Source organism: Sulfitobacter sp. NFXS29, from assembly GCF_040148765.1.
Classification (GTDB): domain Bacteria; phylum Pseudomonadota; class Alphaproteobacteria; order Rhodobacterales; family Rhodobacteraceae; genus Sulfitobacter.
The window spans coordinates 109,021-131,969 of record NZ_JAGDED010000006.1; the positions used below are offsets into that span (position 1 = coordinate 109,021).

A 22,949-nucleotide genomic window follows, 5' to 3' on the forward strand; every position below is an offset into this window, starting at 1 on the left:
CTTGACGTAACGCTGCGCGCGTAAACTAAAGTCAATATAGAGATAAGTTCGCTTGGCCAGCAAGGGTTTGATGGCCGCAGGCTTTCCATGGCCGCCGCCAAAGCCAAACTGCCACCAGCCTTTAGGGGATTAGCCCGCCTTTCCCGATTGCGCTGCTGCATGTGCCAGCGCTTCGATCCCCGCCCAGTCTTGCGCGTCGATCAGCTTTTTCGGGGCCACCCAACTGCCGCCCGCGCAAAGCACATTGGGCAGGCTCAGGTAGCTTTCCACATTGTCGGGGCTGACGCCGCCGGTCGGGCAAAAGGTGATCTGCGGTAGCGGTGCGCCGATGGCTTTGACCGCAGGTGCCCCGCCAGAGGCTTCGGCGGGGAAGAATTTCAGCATGTCATAGCCACGTTCCAACAGCCGCATCGCCTCGCTCGCCGTGGCGGCACCGGGTAGCAGCGGCAGGTCTTCTTCCTCGCAGGCGGCGATCAGCGCATCTGTGGCACCGGGCGAGACGCCAAAGGTCGCCCCTGCCCGTTTCGCCGCGCGCACGTCTTCGGGGGTGATCAGCGTGCCCGCCCCCACATGGCCGCCCGTGACTTCGGCCATGGCCGCAATCGCGTCGAGTGCGGCAGGCGTGCGCAGGGTGACCTCTAAGGCGGGCAACCCTCCGGCAACCAACGCCTCGGCAAGCGCACGGGCATGGGCCGCGTCGTCGATCACCAATACGGGCACGATCGGGGCCAGTGCGCAGATGTCGCGGGTGCGACGGCTCGCGTCTTTCGCAGTGAGGGTCATGGATCAGCCTCCAAAAATGGTCGCGCCGGTGGTGGCAGACCCGACAGTGTTACGGAACATGGCAAAAAGCTCGCGCCCCGTGCCGGCGTGATAGGCCGAAAGGTCCGCCGTGACATTGGGGCGCGCGTCGAAGCCCTCGGTCAGAACATCAAGCGTGCCTGCCACCGCGTCAACGCGCAACAGATCACCATCCCGCACCCGCGCGATGGGGCCGCCATCGACCGCTTCGGGGCTGACGTGGATCGCCGCGGGCACCTTTCCCGATGCGCCAGACATGCGCCCATCGGTGACCAGCGCCACCTTCTGACCGCGCCCCTGAAGGATCGACAGAAGCGGCGTCAGGCTGTGCAACTCAGGCATGCCATTGGCCTTTGGCCCTTGGAAACGGACGACGACAATCACGTCGTCGGTCAACTCGCCCGCTTTAAACGCTGCCTTCACCTCATTCTGATCCGCAAAGACCCGCGCCGGGGCTTCGATGATATGGTGCTCGGGTGCGACGGCAGAGACTTTCATACAGGCCGTGCCCAAAGACCCGGCCATGCGCCGCAGCCCGCCCGTCGATTGGAAGGGATCGCTGGCAGGGCGGAGGATCTTCTCGTTGAGGCTTTCGCCTGCGCCCTTTTCCCAAACCAGACCGTCGGCCTTTAGCTTCGGCTCAGACGTATAATGCTCCAACCCCTGCCCGGCGACGGTATGGGTGTCAGGGTGCAGATGGCCAGATTTCAGCAATTCGCCGATCATATAGCCCAAGCCGCCCGCCGCGTGGAAATGGTTCACGTCTGCCAGACCGTTGGGATAGACCCGTGCCAGCAGCGGCGTGATGTCGGAGATTTCCGAGAAATCCTCCCAATCCAGAATGATCCCCCCAGCCCGCGCCATGGCGATGAGGTGGATCAGCAGATTGGTCGACCCCCCCGTGGCATTGAGCCCGACGATCCCATTCACAAAAGCCTTTTCGTCCAGAACCGAGGCCACTGGCGTGTAATCATTGCCCAGAGCGCTGAGCGCCAACGCCCGTTTCGCGCCCTCTTGGGTCAGCGCATCGCGCAGCAATCCGCTCGGCGGCACGAAACTGGCCCCCGGCAGGTGCAGCCCCATGAACTCCATCAACATCTGGTTGGTGTTGGCGGTGCCGTAAAAGGTGCAGGTGCCCGGCCCGTGATAGGCGGCCATTTCGGCGGCCATCAGCGCGTCGCGCCCAACTTCGCCCGCGGCGAACTGCTGGCGCACCTTGGCTTTTTCGTCATTCGACAGCCCGCTTTCCATCGGCCCGGCGGGCAGGAAGACGGCAGGCAGATGCCCAAAGGCCTGCGCCGCGATCACCAGCCCCGGCACGATCTTGTCGCAGACCCCAAGAAAGACAGCCGCGTCGAATGTGTTGTGGCTGAGTGCCACCGACGCCGCCAGGGCGATCACATCGCGCGAAAACAGCGACAGTTCCATCCCCGCCTCGCCTTGGGTCACCCCGTCACACATGGCAGGCACCCCGCCCGCCACCTGCGCCGTGCCGCCAGCCGCGCGCACGGCCTCGCGGATCAGATCGGGGTAGCGCTCAAACGGCTGATGCGCCGAGAGCATGTCATTATAGGTCGTCACAATGCCAAGGTTGCCTGCACTGGTGGTCGCCAGCCGATCCTTGTCTTCGCCAGACGCGGCATAGGCATGGGCCTGCCCGCTACAGGACAGATGCGCGCGGGCCGGTCCCTTGGCGCGGGCGGCTTCCATCCGGTCGAGGTAGGGGCGCCGGGTCGCCTCACTGCGGGCGATGATACGGTCGGTGACGCGGTCAATCGTGGAATGCAGGGTCATTGGTCGTCCTTTCTTGTGATCTCGCGCCAGCGGCGGCCGTCGCGGTGCATCAGCATCAGCGCCTCTTCGGGGCCTGAGCTGCCGGGGTCATAGGGGTACGGAGGTTGCCGGGTCTCTTCCCAGCCGTGAATGATCGGGTCGGCCCAAGCCCAAGCGGCTTCGACCTCATCACCACGCATAAAGAGGGTCTGATCGCCACGGATCACATCCATGATCAGCCGTTCATAGGCGTCTTGCGGAGTGCCCTGTTCGCCCAAGGCATCAGCAAAGGTCATATCGAGCGACACTTCGGCCAAGCGCATGCCGCCGGGACCGGGGTCTTTGATGGTGTTGCGCAGGGTGATGCCTTCGTCCGGCTGCAGGCGGATGATCAAAGCGTTGCCTTTATGGCCCTCCATCGCCGGGAAGATCATATGCGGCGGGTCGCGGAAGATCACCGCGATTTCGGAACTGCGCCCGCGCAGCTTTTTGCCCGTACGCAGGTAGAATGGCGTGCCCGCCCACCGCCAGTTGGCAATTTTGACCTTCATGGCGATGAAGCTTTCAGTGCGGCTGTCGGGATCGCCCGCATGATCGCGGTAGCTGCCCTCGCCCTGTGCGGCGCGGTATTGGCCGCGGGCGATGTCCTTCGGGGCGACCGGCTCCAACGCCTCGATCACCTTCACCTTCTCATCGCGCACCGCGTTGGGGTCAAAACGCGAAGGCGGCTCCATCGCCGTTAGACACAACAGCTGCATCAGGTGGTTTTGCACCATGTCGCGCATGGCGCCCGATTTATCGTAATACTCGCCCCGCCCTTCAACGCCGAGGCTTTCGGAAACGGTGATTTGCACATGGTCGATATGGGTGGAATTCCACAGCGGCTCCCACAGGGCATTGGCGAAACGCAGCGCCATAAGGTTCTGCACCGTCTCTTTGCCGAGGTAATGGTCGATGCGGTAAATCTGGCTCTCATCGAAATTGGCCCGCAGATCGGCGTTCAGCGCCTGCGCGGTTGCCAGATCATGGCCAAAGGGCTTTTCGACGACGATCCGGCTGTCGCGGGTGGCGATGCCGTGGTCATGCAGCTTGCCGCCGATCGTGCCGAATAGCGACGGCGAGACCGAGAGATAGAAGGCCCGCACAACATCGTCGCGCATCAGGTCTTTCAGCCCCGACCAGCCCGCATCGCCCGCCGCATCCACACGCATGTAATGCACCATGGCAAGGAACTGCTCCAAGGCGGCGCTCTCTTGCGCCAGCTTCGGGGCAAACTCCAAAAGGCTGTCGCGGATCATCTTGCGGAAAGCATCGGCATCAAGCTCGGAGCGGGCCGCACCCACGATCCGTGCGCCCTCGGGCATCTGGCCGACGGTGAAACGGTGAAACAGACCGGGCAGGATCTTGCGCCGGGCGAGGTCGCCGGTCGCGCCGAAAATGACAAGGTCGAAAGGGTCAACGGGAATTACGCGCGATACCATGGCGTCAGCCCTCCTGCCTGCGTTGATGCGCAGCGGCGCCATGTTTTCGATTGCTCAAAGCCATCGCCTTCCCTCCTGAGCCCTCCTTCGAGCGATCACTGGTAGCGCTAACATATCTGAGCGAAAAAGATAGCCGGTTCTTCAACATTTCATATTTCCTCTACCCAAGGTGCGTTCGCCCCGGCGCGCGAAACGGTCACGGCGGCGACGCGCGCGCCATAGGCCAGCGCCTCGGTCAACACCTCGGGCGAAAGGGTGTCGAGCGCGGATTTATGGAGCTGCCCCAGCTCAGACATCTTCGCCAAAACGCCTGCGTTAAACGTATCGCCCGCCCCCACCGTATCGACGATTTCGGCTTTCACGGCGGGCACTTGCACCTCTTCACCATTGGCCAGATAGCCCATTGCCCCCTCGCCCCCACGGGTCAGGATGACAACCGACGGCCCCTTGGCCAACAACTCGGCCACCTTATCGCGCAGCGACAGGGGCGCCGGGTTGATCCAGTTCAGATCCTCATCCGATACCTTCACGATGTCCGACAGCGCCAGCATCCGGTCGAGCCTTTGACGGTAACGCTCGATATCCTTGATGAAACTGGGGCGGATGTTGGGGTCGATCATCACCGCGCGGCCTTCGGCGTTGCGCGCCAGCAGATCTGCATAGGCATCCGCGCCCGGCTCACAGGCCAAGCTGATCCCGCCAAAATACAGCGCCGAGACTTCAGCCGAGAGCGCGGGCATATCCCCCGGCGTGATCATGCGCCCGGCCGAGTTTTCGTCATAGAAATCATAGGTCGCATGGCCACCGACCAGCCGAACAAAGGCCAGCGTCGTCGGACGGTCGGACACCACCAGATGCGAGACATCCACATGGCTGGCTTTCAGCCCATCGACCAACTGCCGCCCGAACATGTCAGACGACAGGCCCGACAGCATCCCCACCTGCGCCCCGAGCCGCCCCAAGGCGATGGCCGTGTTAAACACCGCTCCGCCCGCATGGGGCACAAAGCCGTCGGGGCCTGCGGTAGTTGGGGTTGGGATCATATCGATCAGGGCTTCTCCGCAGCAAAGGATCATCTGTCAGCCTTTCAAAAATGCGTCGCGGTCGACGAGGAAACGGTCCGAAAGCGGCAGGCTTGCCGCGCCAAGCGCGCGGGCGTCGCTGCCAACGGTGCCTTCGCGCAGGGCCGGAAGGGTGACGCCCGGCAGGGGCTGGGCGGCAAGATGGCGGCGGGTGCGTGCCACTACATCCGCGCGAATTGTCTCAGGAAATGATCCGTCGATCATCACCGTGTCAAAATCGATCAAGCATGTTGCGGCGCGGATCGCCTGCGCCAGCGCCTCGGCGGTGGTGTTGAGCCATGGGTCCAGAATGTCGGCGGAAAGATCCCAAGCCGCCAGATCGCTCCACGGGGCGCGGCGGGTCTCTCCGGCCTTCTGCAACGCCGCCTCCAAGACCGCCAAAGACGCCACATCGACCAATTGCCGCGCCGCACCGCCGACCAGCGGCATGGAGCCGAGCGCCCCCGCATTGCCGCTTTTGCCGGTGTAGAGCTTGCTATCCAGCACCAGCCCACCGCCCACGAAATAGCCGATGTAGAAATACAGAAAATCGCGCGGTTTGTCCTGCGCGCCAAAGACCAGTTCCGCCCCGCAGGCGGCGGAAGTATCATTGCAAATGGAGATCGGAAGATCGACCACCTCCGCCAAATCGGCTTCGATATCAAAGTCCTGCCAGGCGCTCAGATCGCCGCCGGCGACCTCCCATTCCCACATGCCGAACGGCAGGGCGACCCCCAGCCCCGCCACCCGCGCCTGCTGGTCAGCGGTCAAAGAAGCGAGCGTGTCTTGCAAAGCGCGTCGCGCAAATTCCATGACCGCAGCGGGGGTGGGATGGGCATAGACCTCGCCGCTGCGGCGCGTCACTTGGCCTTCGAAGTCGGTCAGGATCAACGCGACACTGCGCCGCCCGACCTTTAGCCCCAGAAAGAAGGCCCCCTCCGCGTTTAGGCTGATCGGCACCGAAGGCTGCCCCACCCGGCCCCGCACCCGCGCGCCTTTTTTCAGCAGCCCATCCGCTTCGAGGGCGCGCATAATGACGGATACAGTCTGCGCCGACAGGCCGGTGAGCCGAGCAATCTCAGCCTTGGACGTAGGGCCGCTGCGCCGGATAAGCGACAGGACGAGCCGTTCGTTATAGGCCCGCATCCCGCTCTGGTTCGAGCCGCGCGCGGTCCGGTCGGCGAATGTCTGTAGCTGCTGCAAACTGGCCTCCCCTCCGGTTCATGCGGCGTCTCGAAGGACAAATCCCAAATGGGAGGGGGTGAGTCAACGATTAAATCAATCTAATTTACTTATTGGCAAGGAAGAGCCGCCTGCCCCTGTGGCAAGCGGCCCATTTTCGCGCTTAACCGGCCACCGTGATGCCGATCTTCCCCATGTGGGATTTCTCAAGAAAGGCTTCCTGCGCCTTTTTAAGGTCTTGCAGCGCATAGCTTTCCGCGACGACAGGCCGGATTTCTCCGCGTTCGATATACCCCACAAGGTCGGCAAAAACGCTCGGTTCCTGCCGCGTGCTGCCCATGAGGGTCAGATCTTTGAGGTAGAGCGTGCGTAGGTCCAATTCGACGATCGGCCCGGCAATCGCGCCCGAGGTCACATAGCGCCCGCGCGTCACCAGAGCATCAAGCAGCTTGGGCCAACGCGCCTCGCCAACAAGGTCGAGCACCACGTCAAAGGCATCCTCCGGCAGCGCCGCATCACGGTCGAGCGTCTCATCCGCGCCGAGCGTCTTCAGCGCCTCCATCTTGCCGGGGCTGGTCACCGCCGTGACATGCGCCCCGCGCCGTTTGGCCAGTTGCACCGCAGCCGAGCCGACGCCGCCAGAGGCGCCGGTGATCAACACACGCTCCGCCCCCAATGCCGCGCGCTGGATCATCCCTTCGGCAGTCGAAAAGGCGCAGGGAAAGGAGGCCAGTTCGAGGTCCGTGAGCGCGCTGTCGATCCGCAGCGCGTTGCCGGTCTCGGCGGTGGTATACTCAGCAAAGCCGCCATCCCGCTCCGATCCGAAGGTGACCAAATCATCCGGCCCCGCACCCGCAGGCCTATACATGGGCCGGAGCAGAACCCGCTCGCCAATCCGCCCCGCATCGACGCCCTCGCCCACGGCCACGATCTCTCCGCAGCAATCGGCGCCTTGGATGCGCGGAAAGCTCAAGGCACCCGACCAGCCGCCATCGGCGTCCGACGCGCCGTCGTAGCCCTCGCTCGCCGCCGATCCGGTGTCGCCCCGCACCGCTTTGGAATACCAGCCGGTGCGGGTGTTCACATCCGTGTTGTTCACCGCCGCCGCGCTGACGCGGATCAAAACCTCCCCGGCTGCGGGCTTTGGCACCGCAACGTCTTCGCGCCACTCCAGCTTGTCCAAGCCGCCGTGGCCGGTCAGCAGCATGGCTTTCATCGTCTCTGGTAGGGTCATAGCTTCGGCTCCTTCGGGTGTAGAATGATTACTCTACTTGCGTAGGTAGAGGGATCCCTCTACATCGTCAAGCATGACAGATACCCAAAGCAAAATCGCCGCCGGGCTTGAGCGTGCCTTTGCCGCCCGCGGTTTCGCCGAACCCAGCGTCGAAGACCTGCGCGATGCGGCGGGGGTAAGCCTGCGCACGCTTTATAAATACACCCCGTCCCGTGCTGAGATGGTGCTGGCGGCACTGGAAAACCGCCAACGGCGCTACCTCGCGCTGGTTTTCGACGATCTACCGAAGGCACCCACCGACGCGCTGGAGGCGATCTTGGCGCGTGTCGGGCAGTGGATGGAAACGGAAACCTCTCACGGCTGCCTGTTTCATGCCGCCGTCGCCGCCGACCCCGGCAGCGATAGCCTGCGCGCCCTGCTGACGCGGCATAAGGCCGAGGTCGCGGCCAAGGCCGCCGCGGCCACCAATCTGGCGGGAGCCGAGACGGCGCTCTTGCTCATCATCGAAGGGCTCACGCAGACTTGGCCGCTTCGGGGGGCGGAGGCCGTGACCGCCGCGCAGCGTTTGGCGCGGGCGATGGCCGAAGTATGCTAAGGACGCTCGCATGATGCAGGGTCACCGCTGGGGCGTGATTGCCATCCTTTTCGCGGCCGTCGTCTGGGGCACCACCGGCACCGCCGCCACCTTTGCCCCCGACGTGAGCGCCGCCGCCATCGGTGCTGCGGCCATGGGTCTGGGCGGGATCGCGCAGGCCCTTTGGGCCGGGCGGGGCATCCTGAACCAGCGTGCGCGGCTCTGGCAGCAGCGCCGTCTGCTGGTCATCGGCGCAGTGGCGGTGGCGGTCTATCCGCTGGCCTTTTACGGCGCGATGCGGCTGGCGGGGGTGACGGTGGGCACGGTCATCACCATCGGCTCTGCGCCGCTGCTCTCGGCCCTGATCGAATACTTGCTGGACCGCCGCCGCCTGACCCTGCGCTGGTCCCTTGGCGCGGCGGTGGGGCTGATCGGCATGGGGCTGATCTGCTTGGCCGAAAACGCCGCCCATGGGGAGACGCTGCGCGCGCCATCGGTTCCCTTGGGCGTCTTGCTGGGCCTGATCGGGGGCTTCACCTACGCGCTTTATTCGTGGAGCGCGCGCAAGATGATGCTGCAAGGCACCGGCTCTACCGTGGCCATGGGGGCGACCTTCGGGCTGGGTGGACTGCTGCTGATGCCGGTGCTTCTGATCTCGGGCGGGGCTTTTCTGGCGTCATGGACCAACGCGGCCGTGGGGCTTTATATGGCCGCTGTGCCGATGTTTTTGGGCTATATCGCCTTTGGCTACGGCCTTGCCCGGGTGGAGGCAAGCATGGCCACCGTGATCACCCTGTTCGAGCCGGTCGTCGCCGCGGTGCTCGCCGTGGTCATCGTGGGCGAACGCCTCCCCCCGCTTGGCTGGATCGGCGTGGCGCTGGTGATTGGCTGTCTTGCCATCATCACCCTGCCCTTGCCATCACGGCTGCGCCGCGGCGTGGCTGCGCAGCCTCCCGGCGTCGTTTGACGGGCCGCCGCCGCTACAGCTGATCCGGCGGTGTCTCTCCCCGGAAAAAGTGATCGAGGTTGTCCAGCGCCTTGAAACCCATCGCATCGCGGGTGGCCACGGTGGCGCTGCCCACATGCGGCATCATCATCACGTTGTCATGCGCAGCAAAGGCCGGGTTGCCGCCCGGCTCAGTCACGAAACAATCCAGCCCCGCCGCGCCGACATGGCCCGAGGTCAGCGCCCCAAGCAGTGCCGCTTCATCCACCAGATTGCCACGCGCGGTGTTCACGATCACGCAGCCCTTGGGCAGACGCTCCAGCCGCGCTGCATTCAAAAGACCCACGGTTTCGGGCGTGGCCGGGCAGTGCAGCGACAGGAAGTCTGACACCGCCAGCAGATCATCCAACTCGGCGTGATAGGTCGCGCCCGCCTCCTCCTCCAGGTCCAGTTGTCGGCGGTTGTGGTAATGAATCTCCATATCCAGCCCGCGCGCCTTGCGGGCAAAGGCGCGGCCCACGCCGCCCATACCGATGATCCCAAGCCGCGCACCGGAAAGCTGCTTGCCCACCAGCATCGCGGGTGACCACGACTGCCACTGCCCGCTGCGCACCAGCCGATCACCCGCCACCGCATGCCGCGCGGCCCCCAGCATCAGCACCAGCGCCAATTCCGCCGTAGCATCCGACAGAACGCCGGGCGTGTTCGTCACCACGATCCCCCGCTCCTTGAGGCTGGGCAGATCGCAGTGATCCACGCCGACGGAATGGTTGGCGATGATCTTGAGCCGGGGGTCAAGCTGGGCCACGACCTCCGCGCTGAAATGCTCGGAGTGACAGGGGATCATCCCATCCACCCGCGCGCTCATCGCAATGATATCCTCGGCGCTGCCGGGTGCGTCAGCCGGATCCCAGATCACCTCATAGTCACGCCGCGCCCGGTTGAGCGTGGCGTCAGAAAGCTGCCGGGTGATCCAGATGACAGGCTTGCCCATGGGTCAGTCCCGATCCTTCCGACTGGAGGTGAAGAAATCATAGGCCACAAAGGCCAGCGTCACCGCGACAATGATGATCAGATCAATGCTGGGCACCTCAACCGCGAGGATCAGCAGAAAGATCGCAATCGCGGCGAAGGCGAAAAGAGCAAGTAAGCGGTTCATGTTTCAATCCTCATTGGGTTGCGCCATCGGCCCAGTCGAGAAGCCATTGTGCGCTGCGCATCAGACGTCCGTCTTGGCCGTGACCGCCAACCAGTTGCACGCCCATCGGCAGCCCGTCTTCCGATGTCATCAAGGGCACGTTCACACAGGGGCTGCCACAGAGCGTCCACAGACCATTGAAAATCGGATCGCCGGTCGTCTCCAGCCCGCGCGGCGCGGGGCCGGTGGCCGATGGGCATAAAAGCACGTCACAGCGGGTCAGCAATTCTTCAAGCGCGGCGGTCAGCACCTTGGGCAGGTCGCGGGCCGATTGGTAATCGCGGGCCAACACCTTGTTGCCCGCCTCCATCGCCTCGCGGGTCGCGGGTGACAGCAGGTCGGCCCCATCACGCAGGTAGGGGTAATAGTGATAGGCCATCTCGGCAAAGTTGATGCGTTTGCGCGCCTCTGCTGCCTCGTCGAAGACCGACGGCAGGGGCAGTTCGAACGCCTGATCACCAAGTGCTGCGACCAATTCTTCGAAACCCGCGTGAAGCTGCGGGTCGGCATCCTCCCACCCCGGCGGGCGCACGAAACCAAAGACCGGCGGGATCGGCGGCGCGGTGGTGGTCTGCGCCAAAAGCGCGGGCTTGGGGGCAAGGGTGGTGGCGCTGTCTTCGGGGTCATGGCCGAATAGCACCTCGGCCAGCAGCGCCGCACCGGCGGGATCGCTGGCAAAGACGCCCATGGTGTCGAGCGAGGGTGACTGCGTCAGCACCCCGCGCCGTGGGATCGCGCCGAAGGTGGGTTTATATCCCGTCACCCCGCAAAAAGACGCGGGCCGGATCACCGAGCCGCCCGTCTGTGTGCCGATGGCCAGCGGCACCATTCCATCTGCCACAGCCGCCGCCGAGCCTTGGGATGAGCCGCCGGGGGTATGGTCGGGATTATGCGGATTGGCGGTCTTGCCCGGATGCATGAAGGCCAGTTCGGTCGTGACCGTCTTGCCCATGATGATCGCGCCCTCGGCCTTGAGCCGCTCGACGATGAAAGCATCGCGCAGCGGCACGCGCCCCTTGTCTTGGGCCGCGCCGTTCTCAGTCGGGATGCTGCGGGTGTCGATCACGTCTTTCAGCCCCACCGGCAGCCCGTGCAACCGCCCAAGCGGTCGGCCCGCCCGACGATAACTGTCGAGCGTGCGAGCCTGCGCGCGGGCGAACTCGGGATCGAACCACGCCCAAGCGCCCACGACCTCCTCGCGCGCTTCGATCCGCGCGATGTAGCTTTCCACCAGCGCCAGCGCGTCCAGCGCGCCGCTCGCCAGACGGTCCCGCAACTCGACCACGCCGAGCGCTGCCGCTGCGGTCATCCTTGGCTCAGCGCCCATAGAACACCTCCGGCAGGTAGAAGACGATCTGCGGGAAGACATACATCAGCACCATCGACAGGATCACGCAGAAGAGGAACGGCATCACGCCCGCAAAAATCTGCGTCAGGCGCAACTCGGGCGGGGCGATCCCCTTGAGGTAATAGGCCGACATGGCCATCGGTGGCGTTAAGAAACTGGTCTGCAGGTTCAGCGCCACGAGGATGCCAAAGAACAGCGGATCAATCTCGAACACCGCCAGCAGCGGCAGGAAGATCGGCACGAAGATGATGATGATCTCGGACCATTCCAGCGGCCAGCCCAGCAAGAAGATGATCAGCTGCGCAAGGATCAGGAACATGATCGGCGAGAGGTTCAGCGACTGCACGAACTCGGAAATCACATGCTCCCCCCCAAGGTAAGAGAACACCGCCGAGAAAGTGTAGGAGCCGACGAAAAGCCAGCAGACCATCGCCGTTGTGCGCACCGTGAGGTAGACACTCTCGCGCATCCGCTGCCATGTCATCGCCCGGTAGATGAAGGCGAGGAAGATGCCCCCAAGCGCCCCGATGGAGGCCGCCTCGGTTGGTGTTGCCAAACCAAAGAGGATCGACCCCAGCACCGCGAAGATCAAAAACGCCAGCGGCAGGAAGGATGTCGCGATCATCAACAAGAGCCTGCCCATCGGCATGTCCGGCACCTCATCCGCTGTGGGACGTGGGGCCGAAGACGGCTGCAGCAGCGACCGCCCGATGATGTAGACCAGATAAAGCCCAACCAGCGTCAGCCCCGGCAGCAGCGCCGCCGCGTAAAGCCGCACGATAGAGACGTTGGTCGCCGCCGCATAGACGATCAGCATGATCGAGGGCGGGATCAGAATGCCCAGCGTTCCGCCTGCACAGATGATGCCCGCCGCGAAAGACGGATCATAGCGCGCCTTGAGCATCGCGGGCAGCGCCAAGAGACCCATCAGCGTCACAACAGCGCCAACAATCCCGGTGGCCGTGGCAAAAAGCGCGCAGGTGATCAGCGCGGCCACACCCATTGAGCCGGGGATGTTTTTCGAGGCGATGTTGAGCGTGGTGAACAGCCGGTCGACGATGTTTGACCGCTCCACGATATAGCCCATGAAAAGGAATAGCGGAACCGCGGTCAGCACTTCGTTCGACATCACCGTGAAGGTTTGGTTCACGAAGAGGTCGAATATTCGGTTGTTGAATAACCCCTCGAACCAGGTCGTCCATTGCTCCCACTGGCCGGCCCCCTCGTCCAGCCGGTCAAAGCTGCGCCACATGCGGCGCGCGTCAAAATAGGCGTAGTAGCCAAAGCCGATGCCCATCGCCATCAGCGTGAAAGCAATCGGAAAGCCCAGGAAAACAAAGACGATGAACAGCCCAAGCATCATCAGGGCGATTTGCGGATCGGTCATGTGAGATGGCCTTTCTCGGCCTTATTGGCTTCGCGCATCATGAGGTCTTCGGTCTCAAAGACGTCTTCCTCGGCTTCGAGCCAGTAGTTGGAACGTATGGCGATAAGACAGCGGCAGACCTGCGCAATGCCTTGGATGAACAGCAGGATCCCCGCCGCCACGATGATCGCCTTGAATTGATAGATCGGCACGCCCGCCGGGCTGTTGACCGACACTTCGCCATATGACCAAGACCGGGCGGCGTATTTCCACCCCGCGAGGATCAGCGCCGTGACCCCGGGGAAAAAGAAGATGATGTAGAGCACGAGGTCGATCATGCCTTGGGTGCGCGGCTGGAACAGCCGGTACAGGAAATCCCCCCGCACATGCCCCCCACGCGACAGGGTATAGGCCCCGCCCATCATAAAGAGCGTACCATACATGATGAAGGACACGTCCAGCGCCCAAGCGGTGGGATTGTTCAGCACATAGCGCACAAAAACTTCGTAGCCCGTGCCGATGGACATCAGCAAAATGAGCCAAGCGAAAGCCTTGCCGAACCATGCGGAAAGGTTATCGGCGAACCGAATGAAAGATATCATGATGCCCTCGGTATCTCGCACGAACCCCGGCGCGCTGATGCGCCGGAGTTCGCGGTGATGTTATGGGATTGCGGGATCAGAGTTTGATCTTGCCGGGGAAGTAATGCTCGTAAGCAAGACCGTAATCCGGCGAGTTCATCAACTCGTAATAGGCCACGCGGTCGACCCATTCGCGCTGGCTGTCGAGGGTCTTTTTCATGAAGGGATCGGATTCCAACTCGGGGATCAGTTCATCCCAAGCCTTAAGCTGCGCATCCAAGATATCTTTGGACGTGCGCCGCACGGTCACGCCAGCCTCGTTCTGCAAGAACTGAAGGTCCGCCGAATAGCGGTCCATCGCCTTGGCCGTGTTCGCGGTCGAGACCGCTTCAACAGCGTATTTCAGGATCGCCTGAAGATCGGGATCGAGGTCTTCGAGGAACATCTTGGAGAACAGGAATTCAAAGCTCTCAGACGCTTGGTGATAGGACGACAGGTAGTAGTTCTTGGCCACGTCCTGCGCGCCAAAGTCTTTGTCCGACGACGGGTTGTTGAACTCAAAGGCGTCGATCACGCCACGTTCCATCGCGGGCACGATCTCCCCGCCCGGCAACTGTGCGACCGACATGCCCAGCTTGGCCATCAGATCGGCAGCCAGACCCACGGTGCGGTATTTGAAGCCCTGCAGATCGTCGACGGAGTTCACCTCATCTTTGAACCAGCCAAAGGGCTGCGCAAACATTGGGAAGCCCATGTAGCCCACAACGTCGAGGCCCATGATATCTTGGGTCAGCTCGTTATAAAGCTCCTGACCGCCACCTTGGTAGAACCACGACAGCATGGTGGTGGCAGAGCCACCAAAGACCGGCCCGGTGCCAAAGAGCGACGCGGCTTTGTTTTTGCCGTACCAATAGACGGGCACCGAATGCGCCGCGTCGATCAGACCGTCGTTCACGGCATCGAGCACCTGAAACGCCGCGACTACCGCGCCCGCAGGCAGCACGTCGACCTTGAGACGCCCTCCCGACATCTCCTCCACCCGTGTCGCGTAATCGCGGGCAAAGTCTTGCCAGATGTTGGCGTCGTTCCACGACGTCTGCATCTTGATGACGATCGGCGCTTGGGCCAACACCGCCGGTGCGGCCAGCATGCTCCCGGTAGCGGCCCCCCCAGCAAGTGCGGACTTCGTCAGGAACGAACGTCGATTGAACTTTTTAGTCTCAGTCATGTTTCCTCCTCCCAGAGTGGCCGCCCCTTTGCTTACTTGAAATACGCTATTGGTCGGGCGACCCGAGATCAGAGACTAACCGAATGATCTCATTTGGCAAGAATTGTCCGCTGACGACTGATAAACTGCAACTTTATTGTGCAATTGACATGCGGAACGACACTCTCCTTCGGCGCCCAATGCATGCGGATATCACAGGCTTCCGCCGGGGTGGAACCACGCCCCGCCCGCCCCTTTCACCGTCCAGCAAAAGCCGGTTTCCGCCTCGGCCCACCCACAGTTTGACCAAGGTAGTTTGTCATAGGCATAGGATGTCGCCGATTCAGTTCGTTAAATCCATGCGGCTGCACAATCCCGCCATGAGAATCGCAGGCGGGACCACGGTCAGCGGGGCGATGGGTGTGGGCTATGTCAGCGCCTCGCAATTCAACCGGGAATTCAAGCGCATGTATGGCCAATCCCCCCGTGCATGGGGCGACGCGCAGCAGATGGCTGCCGGGCTGGCGTAGGGGGGAACCGACAGCCCCCTCCGGGCCATCGATCCCTCTTTACGGTGTCAGGCGACAGAACAGACCCGCCGCCAGCTTGGCCCGCTCGGTCAGGCTGTCGATATAGATATGCTCTTGCAAGGTATGCAGCCCCTTGCCGCGGACGCCGATGGAATCCAGCGTTGGCAGCCCAAGGAAACCGGTGAAGTTGCCGTCCGATCCGCCCCCGGCAGAGCTTCCGGTGATTTCAATCCCCAGTTCGCCTCCGACTTCCTGCGCGAGCTTCAGCATGGCCATCGTGCCGGGCTGATCCGGCTCCCAAACCGGGCGGGTCACGCCGCGGCGGATTTCCATGATCACGTCGCCCTCGTCCGAGTTCAGCGCCATCATCTTCTCAACCCCGGCGTCAAGCTGCTCTTGTGTCTTGGCCATGCTAAGCACTTCCGCATCACAGACCGAGGATACACAGTTGACCCATTGCCCCGCGTGAAAAACACCGAGAGAGAAGGTGCAGTCCTCCGTGGTCATGCCTTCGATCGTGCCCACGGCTTTGGCCATCTCCGCAATGGCCGAGCGGCCTTCGGACAGCGCCCAGCCCGCGTGGCTGGGGCGGCCCCGCGTCCGGAGGTTGAAGCGCGCGATGGCATAGCGCCCGATCACCGCGCCGCCGTCGGGCCGCGCAGGTTCGGGGACGAGGATGTATTTATGACGTTTGGCTTCCTCTTCGATCAGCCGGCGGGTGGCGGGGGTGCCGATTTCCTCATCAGGGGTGAACAGCACCGTCACCGGCAGCGGTGTTTCAACCCCGGCGGCCAGCAGTTTGCGCAGCGCATCAAGATAGACGTAATTGCCGCCCTTCATGTCCATCAGGCCGGGCCCATAACAAATTTCGCCTTCGCGTTTGTAGGGCAGTTTGGCCAAGGTGCCGATGGGGTGAACCGTGTCCATATGGCCCAAAAGCAAAATGCCCCCCTCGCCCGCTTTGGGATGAGGCATCTCCGCGCGCAGGCTGTCGCCCAGCCCCATCGGGCTTGGGATACGCTCGGTCCGCGCGCCTAAGACCGCCAGATCGTGCTGCACCACATCCATCATCCGGTTCACCGCCGCCCCGTCGAATGTGGGGCTTTCGGTTTCGATCCAAGGGCGCAGCCCGGTGAGCATTTCTTCGGTATCAAAGGGCAAATCGAGCGGATTGGTCATATTCAAATTCCTTTTCTCCGCCGCGCGACAGCAGGGCGAATGGCTTAAATTAAAGCATGTAGGTGCAAAGACTTAGCTGCCGACCTTCGGCAGGCGCGTCTCAACGATCCGCGCATAGATCGAGGCACCGATGGGCAGGATGCCGTCATCCAACACGAAACCGGGGTTGTGTAAGGGCACGCTGCCCGCATGGCCCACCCGGCAATAGGCGCCCGGCACGACCTTCAGCATATCCGCGAAATCCTCCGACCCGCTGGCCTGCTCGGTCGAGACATGAGCGTTCTCGCCCCCGACCACGCTGGCGGCAGCCTCGACATAGGCGGTGGTGAGTTCCGGATCGTTCATCAACACGTCAAAGACGTTGCGGATATCAACTGCGATCTCGATCCCATAAGCACTGGCCATGCCTGCGCAGAGTTCGCGCATCCGGGCCTCGGCCATCTCGATCACGTCTTGGTGGAAATAACGGATCGTGCCCGCGATGGTGGCAGTGTCAGGCACCACGTTATAGGCCGAACCTGCGTTGAATTTAGTGACAGACAGCACGATCGGCTTGGTCGGCGGGGTGTTGCGGCTGACGACGGATTGCAACTGCTGCACCAGCGCCGTGCCGATGACGATGGGGTCACGCGACTGATGCGGCATCGCCGCGTGGCTGCCGGTGCCTTTGACGGTAATGTCAAAGAATGCCGCCCCCGCCATGGCCGCGCCGGGGGTAACATTGACCACACCCGGCTCCGAGTTTGGATCGTTGTGCATCCCATAGATCTCGTCACAGGGGAATTTCTCGAAGAGCCCCTCCTCCAGCATCCGGCGCGCGCCGCCCAAGCCCTCTTCGGCGGGTTGAAAGATCAGCACCACGGTGCCGTCGAAATCCCGTGTCTCCGCCAAATAACGCGCGGCGCCCAGCAGCATGGTGGTGTGGCCATCGTGGCCGCAGGCATGCATCCGCCCGGGGTTGGTAGAGGTGTAGGGCACGCCGGAATCCTCCACAATCGGCAGCGCGTCCATATCTGCGCGCAGCCCCACACGGCGGTTGCCGCCGCCCGCGCCCTTGATGATGCCGACAACACCCGTGCCGCCCAGCCCTTCGTGCACCTCGTCCACGCCATAGGCGCGCAGCTTTTCGGCCACGATGCCCGCGGTGCGGACCTCTTCGAACCCCAGTTCGGGATGGGCGTGGATATCTTGGCGGATGGCGGTGAGATCGGCGGCAAAGGCTTCGATCTTGGGAAGAATGGTCATGCGGTGGCTCCTGTCGTCATGGCGGCGCTGCCGAGCGCGCGGTAGTTGGCAAAATCCCAATGGCGGCCGGGTGCCGCTTCGATCAGGTTGCGGGTGTAGTCGTGATGTGGATTGGCCAGCACATCGCCTGCGGGGCCGTATTCAACGACCTGCCCGCGCTGCATGACCAACACCTCGTCACAAATCTGCGCCGCGACGCGCAGGTCATGGGTGATAAACAGCATGGCCACGCCGAACTTCTCTTGAATGTCATCCAAAAGGTCGAGCACCTGCGCCTGCACACTCACGTCGAGGGCCGAGACGGCCTCATCCGCGACCAGCAGATCGGGCTTCATCGCCACCGCCCGCGCAATGGCAATACGCTGGCGCTGCCCGCCCGAGAACTGATGTGGATAGCGGTCAAGCGCGTCGCGCGGCAGGTCCACCAGCTCCATCAATTCGGCGGCATGGCGCATCGCTTCGGCACGCGGGGTGCCGAAGTTGATCGGCCCTTCGCAAAGGCTGCGCGCCACGGTCCAACGGGGGTTGAGCGAGCGGTAGGGATCCTGAAACACGATCTGCAGATGTTTGCGGTGGTCGCGCAATTGGCGGCGCGAGAGTTTGGCAATCTCGGTCCCCGCGACATTCACGCTGCCTGCTGTCGGGTCGATCAGCCGCATAATGGCCCGTGCCACAGTGGATTTGCCGGAGCCGGACTCGCCCACAATGCCCAGCGTCCGCCCCGGCTGAATGGTAAAGCTGACATCCTGCGCGGCCTTGACCCCTTCGCTGCGGCGCAGGAAGCCGCCGCCGCCATAGGTCATATCGAGCCCGGCGACACGCACCACCTCGCTCTGCGCTGCCGCCGCCCTTGCGGGGCGCGGGGTGAGGTTTGGCACCGCCGTCAAAAGCGTGCGGGTATAGTCCTTTTGCGGATCGGTCAGCAGCTTTTCGATCGGCGCGCGTTCGACGATCTTGCCCTGCTGCATGACCGTCACGGTATCCGCGATCTCGGCCACCACGCCCATGTCATGGGTGATGAAGAGAACGGCGGTACCGTGCCGCTCTTGCATCTCGGCAATCAGCTTGAGGATCTGCAACTGCGTGGTCACATCCAGCGCCGTTGTCGGCTCATCCGCGATCAGCAGATCGGGGTCGAGGATCAGCGCCATGGCGATCATAATGCGCTGCCGCTGCCCACCGGAAAGCTGGTGCGGGAAGGCCGAGAAGATGCGGTTCACATCCGGCAGATGCACCTGATCCATCATGTCGAGCGTGCGTTTCTTGGCCTCGGACTGGCTGAGATCACTGTGCATGTTGAGCACTTCCATGATCTGCTCGCCCACCCGCAGCACCGGGTTCAGCGCGGTCATCGGCTCTTGGAAGATCATCGCGATCCGCCGCGCACGCAACTGGCGCATCTGGGCGTGGCTGGCGCTGGTGATCTCGAAATCATCCAACGTGATGCTGCCGCCCTGTACCTCTAGGGCCGATTTTGGCAGCAGCCCCATGGCCGCCAGCGAGGTCACGGATTTGCCCGAACCGGATTCACCCACCAAGCAATGCGTCTCACCCGCCCGGATAGTCAGATCGATGCCATCAATCACCGGTTTGGCCTGTGGACGCCCGCTCAACCCAATGCGCAGATCGCGCACTTTGAGCACCTCACGGGCGTCTGAAAAGTCTTTGTTCTTGAACTGCATCTCTCAGCCCTCCCGTTTCTTCATGCGCGGATCGAGCAGATCGCGTGCAGTGTCGCCCAACAGGTTAATCGACAGGATGCAAAGCGACAGCAGCAGGCCCGGCCAGAAGATGAGCCCCGGCTTGATCTGAAAGTAGGTGCGTCCTTCGGCCATGATGTTCCCCCATGTCGGGATCTCGGTGCTGACGCCCGCGCCGAGGAAGCTCAGGATCGCTTCGATCAGGATTGCAGAGGCGCAGATATAGGTGCCCTGCACGATCAGCGGCGCCATGGTGTTGGGCATCAGGTGTTGGATTAGGATTTTGGGCATGGAGGAGCCAAGCGCGATGGCGGCCTCGACATAGGGCTCTTCACGCGCTGAGAGCACGACCGAGCGCACCAGCCTGACCACACGCGGCACCTCGGGCACGGTGATGGCGATGATGACCGAGCCGAGGCTTGGCCCGTTCAGCGCAACCAAGGCAATCGCTAGCAGGATCGCGGGGATCGCCATCAGGCTGTCCATGATCCGCATGATGATGCTGTCGGCCATGCGGAAGAACCCAGCCACAAGGCCGATGGCCAAGCCGATGGCGACGCTGACCAGCGCCGCGCCGACGCCAATGAGCAGCGACACGCGCCCGCCCACCATCACGCGGGAGAATGTGTCCCGCCCGTATGGGTCGGTGCCCAGCAGAAACTCCTCGGACGGTGGTTTGAGCCGCGCAGCCGAGTTCATCGCCAGCGGGTCATAAGGCACGTAGAGTGGCGCCAGAATGGAGGCCAGCACGATGGTTACAAGGGTCAGAGCCGCCAGCATAGGGCCGATACCGACCCTCGCGCCCGCAGGCAGGGAAAGCAGTCCGGTCAGCACCTGAAAGGCGCTGTGACGGGATTGGGGTTGCTCGATCATGTCAGTACCGGATCCTTGGGTCGAAGAATGAATAGGAGACGTCAACCAAGAGGTTCACGAAGACGTAGATGCCCGCGGTCAGCAGGATCATCGCCTGAATGACGGGGTAGTCGCGCGCGAGGATCGCATCGACCGTCAGACGCCCGATGCCGGGGATGTTAAAGACACTTTCCGTCACCACCACGCCCGAGATCAGCAGCGCGAAACCGGTGCCAATGATGGTCAGGATCGGCACCGCGGCATTGCGCAGCGCATGGCGGAACAGCACGACATTCTCCCGCACGCCCTTGGCCCGCGCAGTGCGAATGTAATCCTCGCCCAGCACTTCGAGCATGGAGGCGCGGGTCATCCGCGCGATGAGCGCCACATAAATCGTGGCCAGCGTCAGCGAGGGCAGAATGGCCCGCGAGAAGAACGGCCCGATGCCGTCCGACGGGGCCTTGTAGCCCTGCACCGGCACCCAACGCAGTTCAATCGCGAAGATTTGGATCAGGATATAGCCGATCACGAAGACCGGCACCGAAAAGCCCAGCACCGAGAAGGACATCACCAGAAAATCGACCCATGTCCGGTGACGCCAGGCGGCGATCACCCCCATCGGCACCGCCAGCAGGACAGAGATCGTGATGGTCATCAGCGCGATGTTGATGGTCGGTCCCAGCCGGTCGCCCAACATGCCCGCCACGGAGGTGTTCGACAAAAGCGAGACGCCCAGATCACCGCGCAGCAATTGGCCGATCCATGTGAAAAACTGTGTCAGCAGCGGATCATTCAGACCCAGACGGTCACGGATCCGTTCAAGCTGTGCGGGGGTGGCGGCATCGCCGGCGAGAATGGCTGCCGGATCACCGGGGGTGAGACGCAGCAGAAGGAAGACGAAGATGGCGACGATCAGCATGACCGGGATCGTGGCCAAGACGCGCTTCAGGATATAGACGAGCATTTTCCGGAAGGTCCCTTTCGGCGGAAAGAAGGCAGTCCCGAAGTCGGTTCGGGGCGCTGCCTGCGTGCAGAGATGACGGTGGAGAGCGCGGCGGGCGCGCTCTCCGAGGGCTGGATTATTCCGCCTCTTTGGTCATGTTCCAGAACACCGGCACGGGCGATGGCAGCATGTTCTGGATCGTGTTGCGGCGCGCCTGCGGGATCAGATATTCCCCCATCATGATGTAGTTGACGTTATCCATGACGTGTTTCTGGATTTCGACAGCCACTTCTTTTTGCGCCTCGGGCCCTTCGGCCTTCATGAACATGGCCCGCAGTTCTTCGATCTCGGGATCAGTCGGCCAACCAAACCACGCCTCGTCGCCACGGCCACTGACCATCACGTTGGTCAGCGGGTCCGAAATCTCGGGCACCATCCAGTTGGTAAAGAACATGTTCCAGCCGCCCTCGGAGACCGGGCTTTGCTGGGCGCGGCGCTGCACGACCGATTGCCAGTCCATCGACTGCATGTCGACTTCGAAACCCGCTTCGCGCAGGGCTTGGGCAGCCACAACAGGTTGGTTGATCAGGCTGATCACATCCGTTGGCGCCATCAACACGATCGGCGTGCCGTCATAGCCTGCCTCTTCGAGCAGCGCCTTGGCCTTTTCAGGGTCCGCGCCACCGGTGACGATCTCTGCATCCGCTTCGTCACCCAAGGGTGTCGAACAACCAAAGATCGCACCGCAGACGTTATAATAGGCCGGGTCGCCCTGCATCGTTTGCAGCATGGATTCTTGATCCAGTGCCGCCATCGCCGCCTGACGGACCAGCTTGTTGTCAAAGGGCGGGTGCAGGTGGTTGGGCCGACCGATGGTGACATAGCCAAGATCATCGCGTGTCTCGACAGTGACCTCGGGGCTGCTTTCGAGGATCGGCAGCAAGTCGATCTGCACCTGTTCGAGATAGTCGATCTCCCCCGCCGAGAGCGCGTTGATCGCGGTCAGCGCGTCGGGCATCGTGGTCCAGACCACACGGTCGACATTGACGACCTTGCCGCCCGCCATCCAAGAGGCTTCCTCGTCCCGTGGGACGTAGTCGTCGAACTTCTCATAGGTGACGTTCACGCCGGGCTCGTATTCGTCTTGGTTAAAGACGAAGGGGCCGGAGCCGATGTATTCCGTGATCGTCTCATCCGCCGAGGTTTCGGCCACGCGCTTGGGCATGATGAAAGGCGGCACCGCGGATTGTTTGGAAATCACCGACAAGAGCGGTCCGAAAGGCTCGGTCAGGGTCCAAACGACGGTCTTTTCGTCGCTGGCCTCAAGGCTTTCGGTCACGTCAAAGATCAGCTGGCCACCACCATCACGTTTGCCCCAGCGTTTGAGAGAGGCCACGACATCTTCGCCGGTGACTGGCGCATCATCATGGAACATCAGCCCATCGCGCAGGGTGAAGGTATAGACCAACCCGTCTTCGGAGACTTCCCAGCTGGCCATCTGCGGCTGCGGCTCAAAGTTCTCGTCCACGGCGGTCAGCACGTCATAGATCATATAGCCGTGGTTGCGGGTGATATGCGCGGTGGTGATGACCGGATCAAGAACCCGCAGGCCCGAGTGCATGACCGCCGTGATGGTCGTTTCGCCATCCTGCGCCGCCAGTGAGCCGGGCGCCAAAAGCGCCGTGGTGGCGGCGAAGGCGGCGGCAAGTCCGCGCGACTGTTTCAATGCGGATCGAAGAGGTATCATG

At 62.8% G+C, this 22,949-nt stretch carries 21 protein-coding genes; 3 read left to right on the forward strand and 18 right to left on the reverse strand.

The genetic code is table 11. From position 1 onward, the window contains the following. Nucleotides 1-129: 129 nt before the first annotated feature. From eda to J3456_RS11350, 6 genes are all read right to left on the reverse strand, one after another. Complete coding sequence (gene eda, locus J3456_RS11325; RefSeq protein WP_349580347.1) at nucleotides 130-783, reverse strand: bifunctional 4-hydroxy-2-oxoglutarate aldolase/2-dehydro-3-deoxy-phosphogluconate aldolase; 654 nt, start codon at nucleotides 781-783, stop codon at nucleotides 130-132. A gap of 3 nt (nucleotides 784-786) precedes the next feature. Next, nucleotides 787-2,595 carry a phosphogluconate dehydratase gene (edd, locus tag J3456_RS11330; protein ID WP_349580348.1) on the reverse strand — a complete coding sequence of 603 codons (1,809 nt, stop codon included), beginning with the start codon at nucleotides 2,593-2,595 and terminating at the stop codon, nucleotides 787-789. Continuing rightward, nucleotides 2,592-4,055 (reverse strand): glucose-6-phosphate dehydrogenase, encoded by a 1,464-nt coding sequence (zwf, locus tag J3456_RS11335; protein ID WP_349580349.1) that lies wholly within the window; start codon nucleotides 4,053-4,055, stop codon nucleotides 2,592-2,594. The genes edd and zwf overlap by 4 nt, the downstream gene beginning before the upstream one ends. A 149-nt stretch (nucleotides 4,056-4,204) precedes the next feature. Beyond that, nucleotides 4,205-5,131, reverse strand: a complete 927-nt coding sequence (locus J3456_RS11340) for a carbohydrate kinase family protein (RefSeq protein ID WP_349580350.1) — start codon at nucleotides 5,129-5,131, stop codon at nucleotides 4,205-4,207. Between the two features lie 3 nt (nucleotides 5,132-5,134). Continuing rightward, complete coding sequence (locus J3456_RS11345) at nucleotides 5,135-6,262, reverse strand: ROK family transcriptional regulator (protein WP_349580443.1); 1,128 nt, start codon at nucleotides 6,260-6,262, stop codon at nucleotides 5,135-5,137. A 199-nt stretch (nucleotides 6,263-6,461) separates the two neighbouring features. Beyond that, entirely contained in the window at nucleotides 6,462-7,532 is a 1,071-nt protein-coding gene (locus J3456_RS11350; RefSeq protein WP_349580351.1) for an alcohol dehydrogenase family protein, read from the reverse strand. A gap of 73 nt (nucleotides 7,533-7,605) precedes the next feature. On the opposite strand from J3456_RS11350, the gene J3456_RS11355 reads away from it, so the two are divergent. Both J3456_RS11355 and J3456_RS11360 read left to right on the forward strand, forming a co-directional pair. Then, nucleotides 7,606-8,127, forward strand: coding sequence for a TetR/AcrR family transcriptional regulator (locus tag J3456_RS11355; protein WP_349580352.1), 522 nt, complete (start codon nucleotides 7,606-7,608; stop codon nucleotides 8,125-8,127). A gap of 10 nt (nucleotides 8,128-8,137) precedes the next feature. Next, the gene (locus J3456_RS11360) at nucleotides 8,138-9,073 is read left to right on the forward strand and encodes a DMT family transporter (protein ID WP_349580353.1); all 936 of its coding nucleotides are present in this window, start codon (nucleotides 8,138-8,140) and stop codon (nucleotides 9,071-9,073) included. Nucleotides 9,074-9,086: 13 nt separating this feature from the next. Here J3456_RS11360 and J3456_RS11365 read toward each other — a convergent pair whose 3' ends face one another. The 6 genes from J3456_RS11365 to J3456_RS11390 form a co-directional block, all read right to left on the reverse strand. Continuing rightward, nucleotides 9,087-10,046 carry a 2-hydroxyacid dehydrogenase gene (locus tag J3456_RS11365; RefSeq protein WP_349580354.1) on the reverse strand — a complete coding sequence of 320 codons (960 nt, stop codon included), beginning with the start codon at nucleotides 10,044-10,046 and terminating at the stop codon, nucleotides 9,087-9,089. 3 nt (nucleotides 10,047-10,049) lie between these two features. Continuing rightward, on the reverse strand, nucleotides 10,050-10,211 hold the full coding sequence (locus J3456_RS11370; protein WP_165935563.1) for a hypothetical protein: 162 nt from the start codon (nucleotides 10,209-10,211) through the stop codon (nucleotides 10,050-10,052). Between the two features lie 10 nt (nucleotides 10,212-10,221). Beyond that, nucleotides 10,222-11,559, reverse strand: coding sequence for an amidase (locus tag J3456_RS11375; protein ID WP_349580355.1), 1,338 nt, complete (start codon nucleotides 11,557-11,559; stop codon nucleotides 10,222-10,224). 7 nt (nucleotides 11,560-11,566) lie between these two features. Next, the gene (locus J3456_RS11380; protein ID WP_349580356.1) at nucleotides 11,567-12,985 is read right to left on the reverse strand and encodes a TRAP transporter large permease; all 1,419 of its coding nucleotides are present in this window, start codon (nucleotides 12,983-12,985) and stop codon (nucleotides 11,567-11,569) included. Continuing rightward, nucleotides 12,982-13,566, reverse strand: coding sequence for a TRAP transporter small permease subunit (locus tag J3456_RS11385; protein WP_093928097.1), 585 nt, complete (start codon nucleotides 13,564-13,566; stop codon nucleotides 12,982-12,984). Before J3456_RS11385 ends, J3456_RS11380 begins: the two co-directional genes overlap by 4 nt. A gap of 76 nt (nucleotides 13,567-13,642) precedes the next feature. Next, entirely contained in the window at nucleotides 13,643-14,773 is a 1,131-nt protein-coding gene (locus tag J3456_RS11390) for a TRAP transporter substrate-binding protein (RefSeq protein ID WP_259947559.1), read from the reverse strand. Between the two features lie 179 nt (nucleotides 14,774-14,952). Here J3456_RS11390 and J3456_RS11395 point away from each other — a divergent pair, with 179 nt between their 5' ends. After that, nucleotides 14,953-15,282 carry a helix-turn-helix domain-containing protein gene (locus tag J3456_RS11395; RefSeq protein ID WP_349580444.1) on the forward strand — a complete coding sequence of 110 codons (330 nt, stop codon included), beginning with the start codon at nucleotides 14,953-14,955 and terminating at the stop codon, nucleotides 15,280-15,282. Nucleotides 15,283-15,321: 39 nt separating this feature from the next. Here J3456_RS11395 and J3456_RS11400 read toward each other — a convergent pair whose 3' ends face one another. The 6 genes from J3456_RS11400 to J3456_RS11425 form a co-directional block, all read right to left on the reverse strand. Continuing rightward, nucleotides 15,322-16,461 (reverse strand): M20/M25/M40 family metallo-hydrolase, encoded by a 1,140-nt coding sequence (locus J3456_RS11400; protein WP_349580357.1) that lies wholly within the window; start codon nucleotides 16,459-16,461, stop codon nucleotides 15,322-15,324. A gap of 72 nt (nucleotides 16,462-16,533) precedes the next feature. Continuing rightward, nucleotides 16,534-17,706 carry a M20 aminoacylase family protein gene (locus tag J3456_RS11405; protein WP_349580358.1) on the reverse strand — a complete coding sequence of 391 codons (1,173 nt, stop codon included), beginning with the start codon at nucleotides 17,704-17,706 and terminating at the stop codon, nucleotides 16,534-16,536. Next, nucleotides 17,703-19,388, reverse strand: coding sequence for an ABC transporter ATP-binding protein (locus tag J3456_RS11410; RefSeq protein ID WP_349580359.1), 1,686 nt, complete (start codon nucleotides 19,386-19,388; stop codon nucleotides 17,703-17,705). The genes J3456_RS11405 and J3456_RS11410 overlap by 4 nt, the downstream gene beginning before the upstream one ends. 3 nt (nucleotides 19,389-19,391) lie before the next feature. Then, nucleotides 19,392-20,279 (reverse strand): ABC transporter permease, encoded by an 888-nt coding sequence (locus J3456_RS11415; protein WP_067625113.1) that lies wholly within the window; start codon nucleotides 20,277-20,279, stop codon nucleotides 19,392-19,394. Nucleotide 20,280: 1 nt separating this feature from the next. After that, on the reverse strand, nucleotides 20,281-21,222 hold the full coding sequence (locus J3456_RS11420) for an ABC transporter permease (RefSeq protein ID WP_120350187.1): 942 nt from the start codon (nucleotides 21,220-21,222) through the stop codon (nucleotides 20,281-20,283). A 115-nt stretch (nucleotides 21,223-21,337) separates the two neighbouring features. Beyond that, nucleotides 21,338-22,948 (reverse strand): ABC transporter substrate-binding protein, encoded by a 1,611-nt coding sequence (locus J3456_RS11425; RefSeq protein ID WP_349580360.1) that lies wholly within the window; start codon nucleotides 22,946-22,948, stop codon nucleotides 21,338-21,340. Nucleotide 22,949: the final 1 nt, after the last annotated feature.

Coding starts and splice junctions, on each gene's coding strand:
- J3456_RS11365 (WP_349580354.1), bottom strand. CDS start 10,046: ATGGGCAAGCCTGTCATCTGGATCACCCGGCAGCTTTCTGACGCCACG.
- eda (WP_349580347.1), bottom strand. CDS start 783: ATGACCCTCACTGCGAAAGACGCGAGCCGTCGCACCCGCGACATCTGC.
- J3456_RS11340 (WP_349580350.1), bottom strand. CDS start 5,131: ATGATCCTTTGCTGCGGAGAAGCCCTGATCGATATGATCCCAACCCCA.
- J3456_RS11415 (WP_067625113.1), bottom strand. CDS start 20,279: ATGATCGAGCAACCCCAATCCCGTCACAGCGCCTTTCAGGTGCTGACC.
- zwf (WP_349580349.1), bottom strand. CDS start 4,055: ATGGTATCGCGCGTAATTCCCGTTGACCCTTTCGACCTTGTCATTTTC.
- J3456_RS11370 (WP_165935563.1), bottom strand. CDS start 10,211: ATGAACCGCTTACTTGCTCTTTTCGCCTTCGCCGCGATTGCGATCTTT.
- J3456_RS11395 (WP_349580444.1), top strand. CDS start 14,953: ATGCATGCGGATATCACAGGCTTCCGCCGGGGTGGAACCACGCCCCGC.
- J3456_RS11400 (WP_349580357.1), bottom strand. CDS start 16,461: ATGACCAATCCGCTCGATTTGCCCTTTGATACCGAAGAAATGCTCACC.
- J3456_RS11385 (WP_093928097.1), bottom strand. CDS start 13,566: ATGATATCTTTCATTCGGTTCGCCGATAACCTTTCCGCATGGTTCGGC.
- J3456_RS11390 (WP_259947559.1), bottom strand. CDS start 14,773: ATGACTGAGACTAAAAAGTTCAATCGACGTTCGTTCCTGACGAAGTCC.
- J3456_RS11380 (WP_349580356.1), bottom strand. CDS start 12,985: ATGACCGATCCGCAAATCGCCCTGATGATGCTTGGGCTGTTCATCGTC.
- J3456_RS11420 (WP_120350187.1), bottom strand. CDS start 21,222: ATGCTCGTCTATATCCTGAAGCGCGTCTTGGCCACGATCCCGGTCATG.
- J3456_RS11360 (WP_349580353.1), top strand. CDS start 8,138: ATGATGCAGGGTCACCGCTGGGGCGTGATTGCCATCCTTTTCGCGGCC.
- J3456_RS11375 (WP_349580355.1), bottom strand. CDS start 11,559: ATGACCGCAGCGGCAGCGCTCGGCGTGGTCGAGTTGCGGGACCGTCTG.
- J3456_RS11355 (WP_349580352.1), top strand. CDS start 7,606: ATGACAGATACCCAAAGCAAAATCGCCGCCGGGCTTGAGCGTGCCTTT.
- J3456_RS11405 (WP_349580358.1), bottom strand. CDS start 17,706: ATGACCATTCTTCCCAAGATCGAAGCCTTTGCCGCCGATCTCACCGCC.
- J3456_RS11425 (WP_349580360.1), bottom strand. CDS start 22,948: ATGATACCTCTTCGATCCGCATTGAAACAGTCGCGCGGACTTGCCGCC.
- J3456_RS11345 (WP_349580443.1), bottom strand. CDS start 6,262: ATGCGGGCCTATAACGAACGGCTCGTCCTGTCGCTTATCCGGCGCAGC.
- J3456_RS11410 (WP_349580359.1), bottom strand. CDS start 19,388: ATGCAGTTCAAGAACAAAGACTTTTCAGACGCCCGTGAGGTGCTCAAA.
- edd (WP_349580348.1), bottom strand. CDS start 2,595: ATGACCCTGCATTCCACGATTGACCGCGTCACCGACCGTATCATCGCC.
- J3456_RS11350 (WP_349580351.1), bottom strand. CDS start 7,532: ATGACCCTACCAGAGACGATGAAAGCCATGCTGCTGACCGGCCACGGC.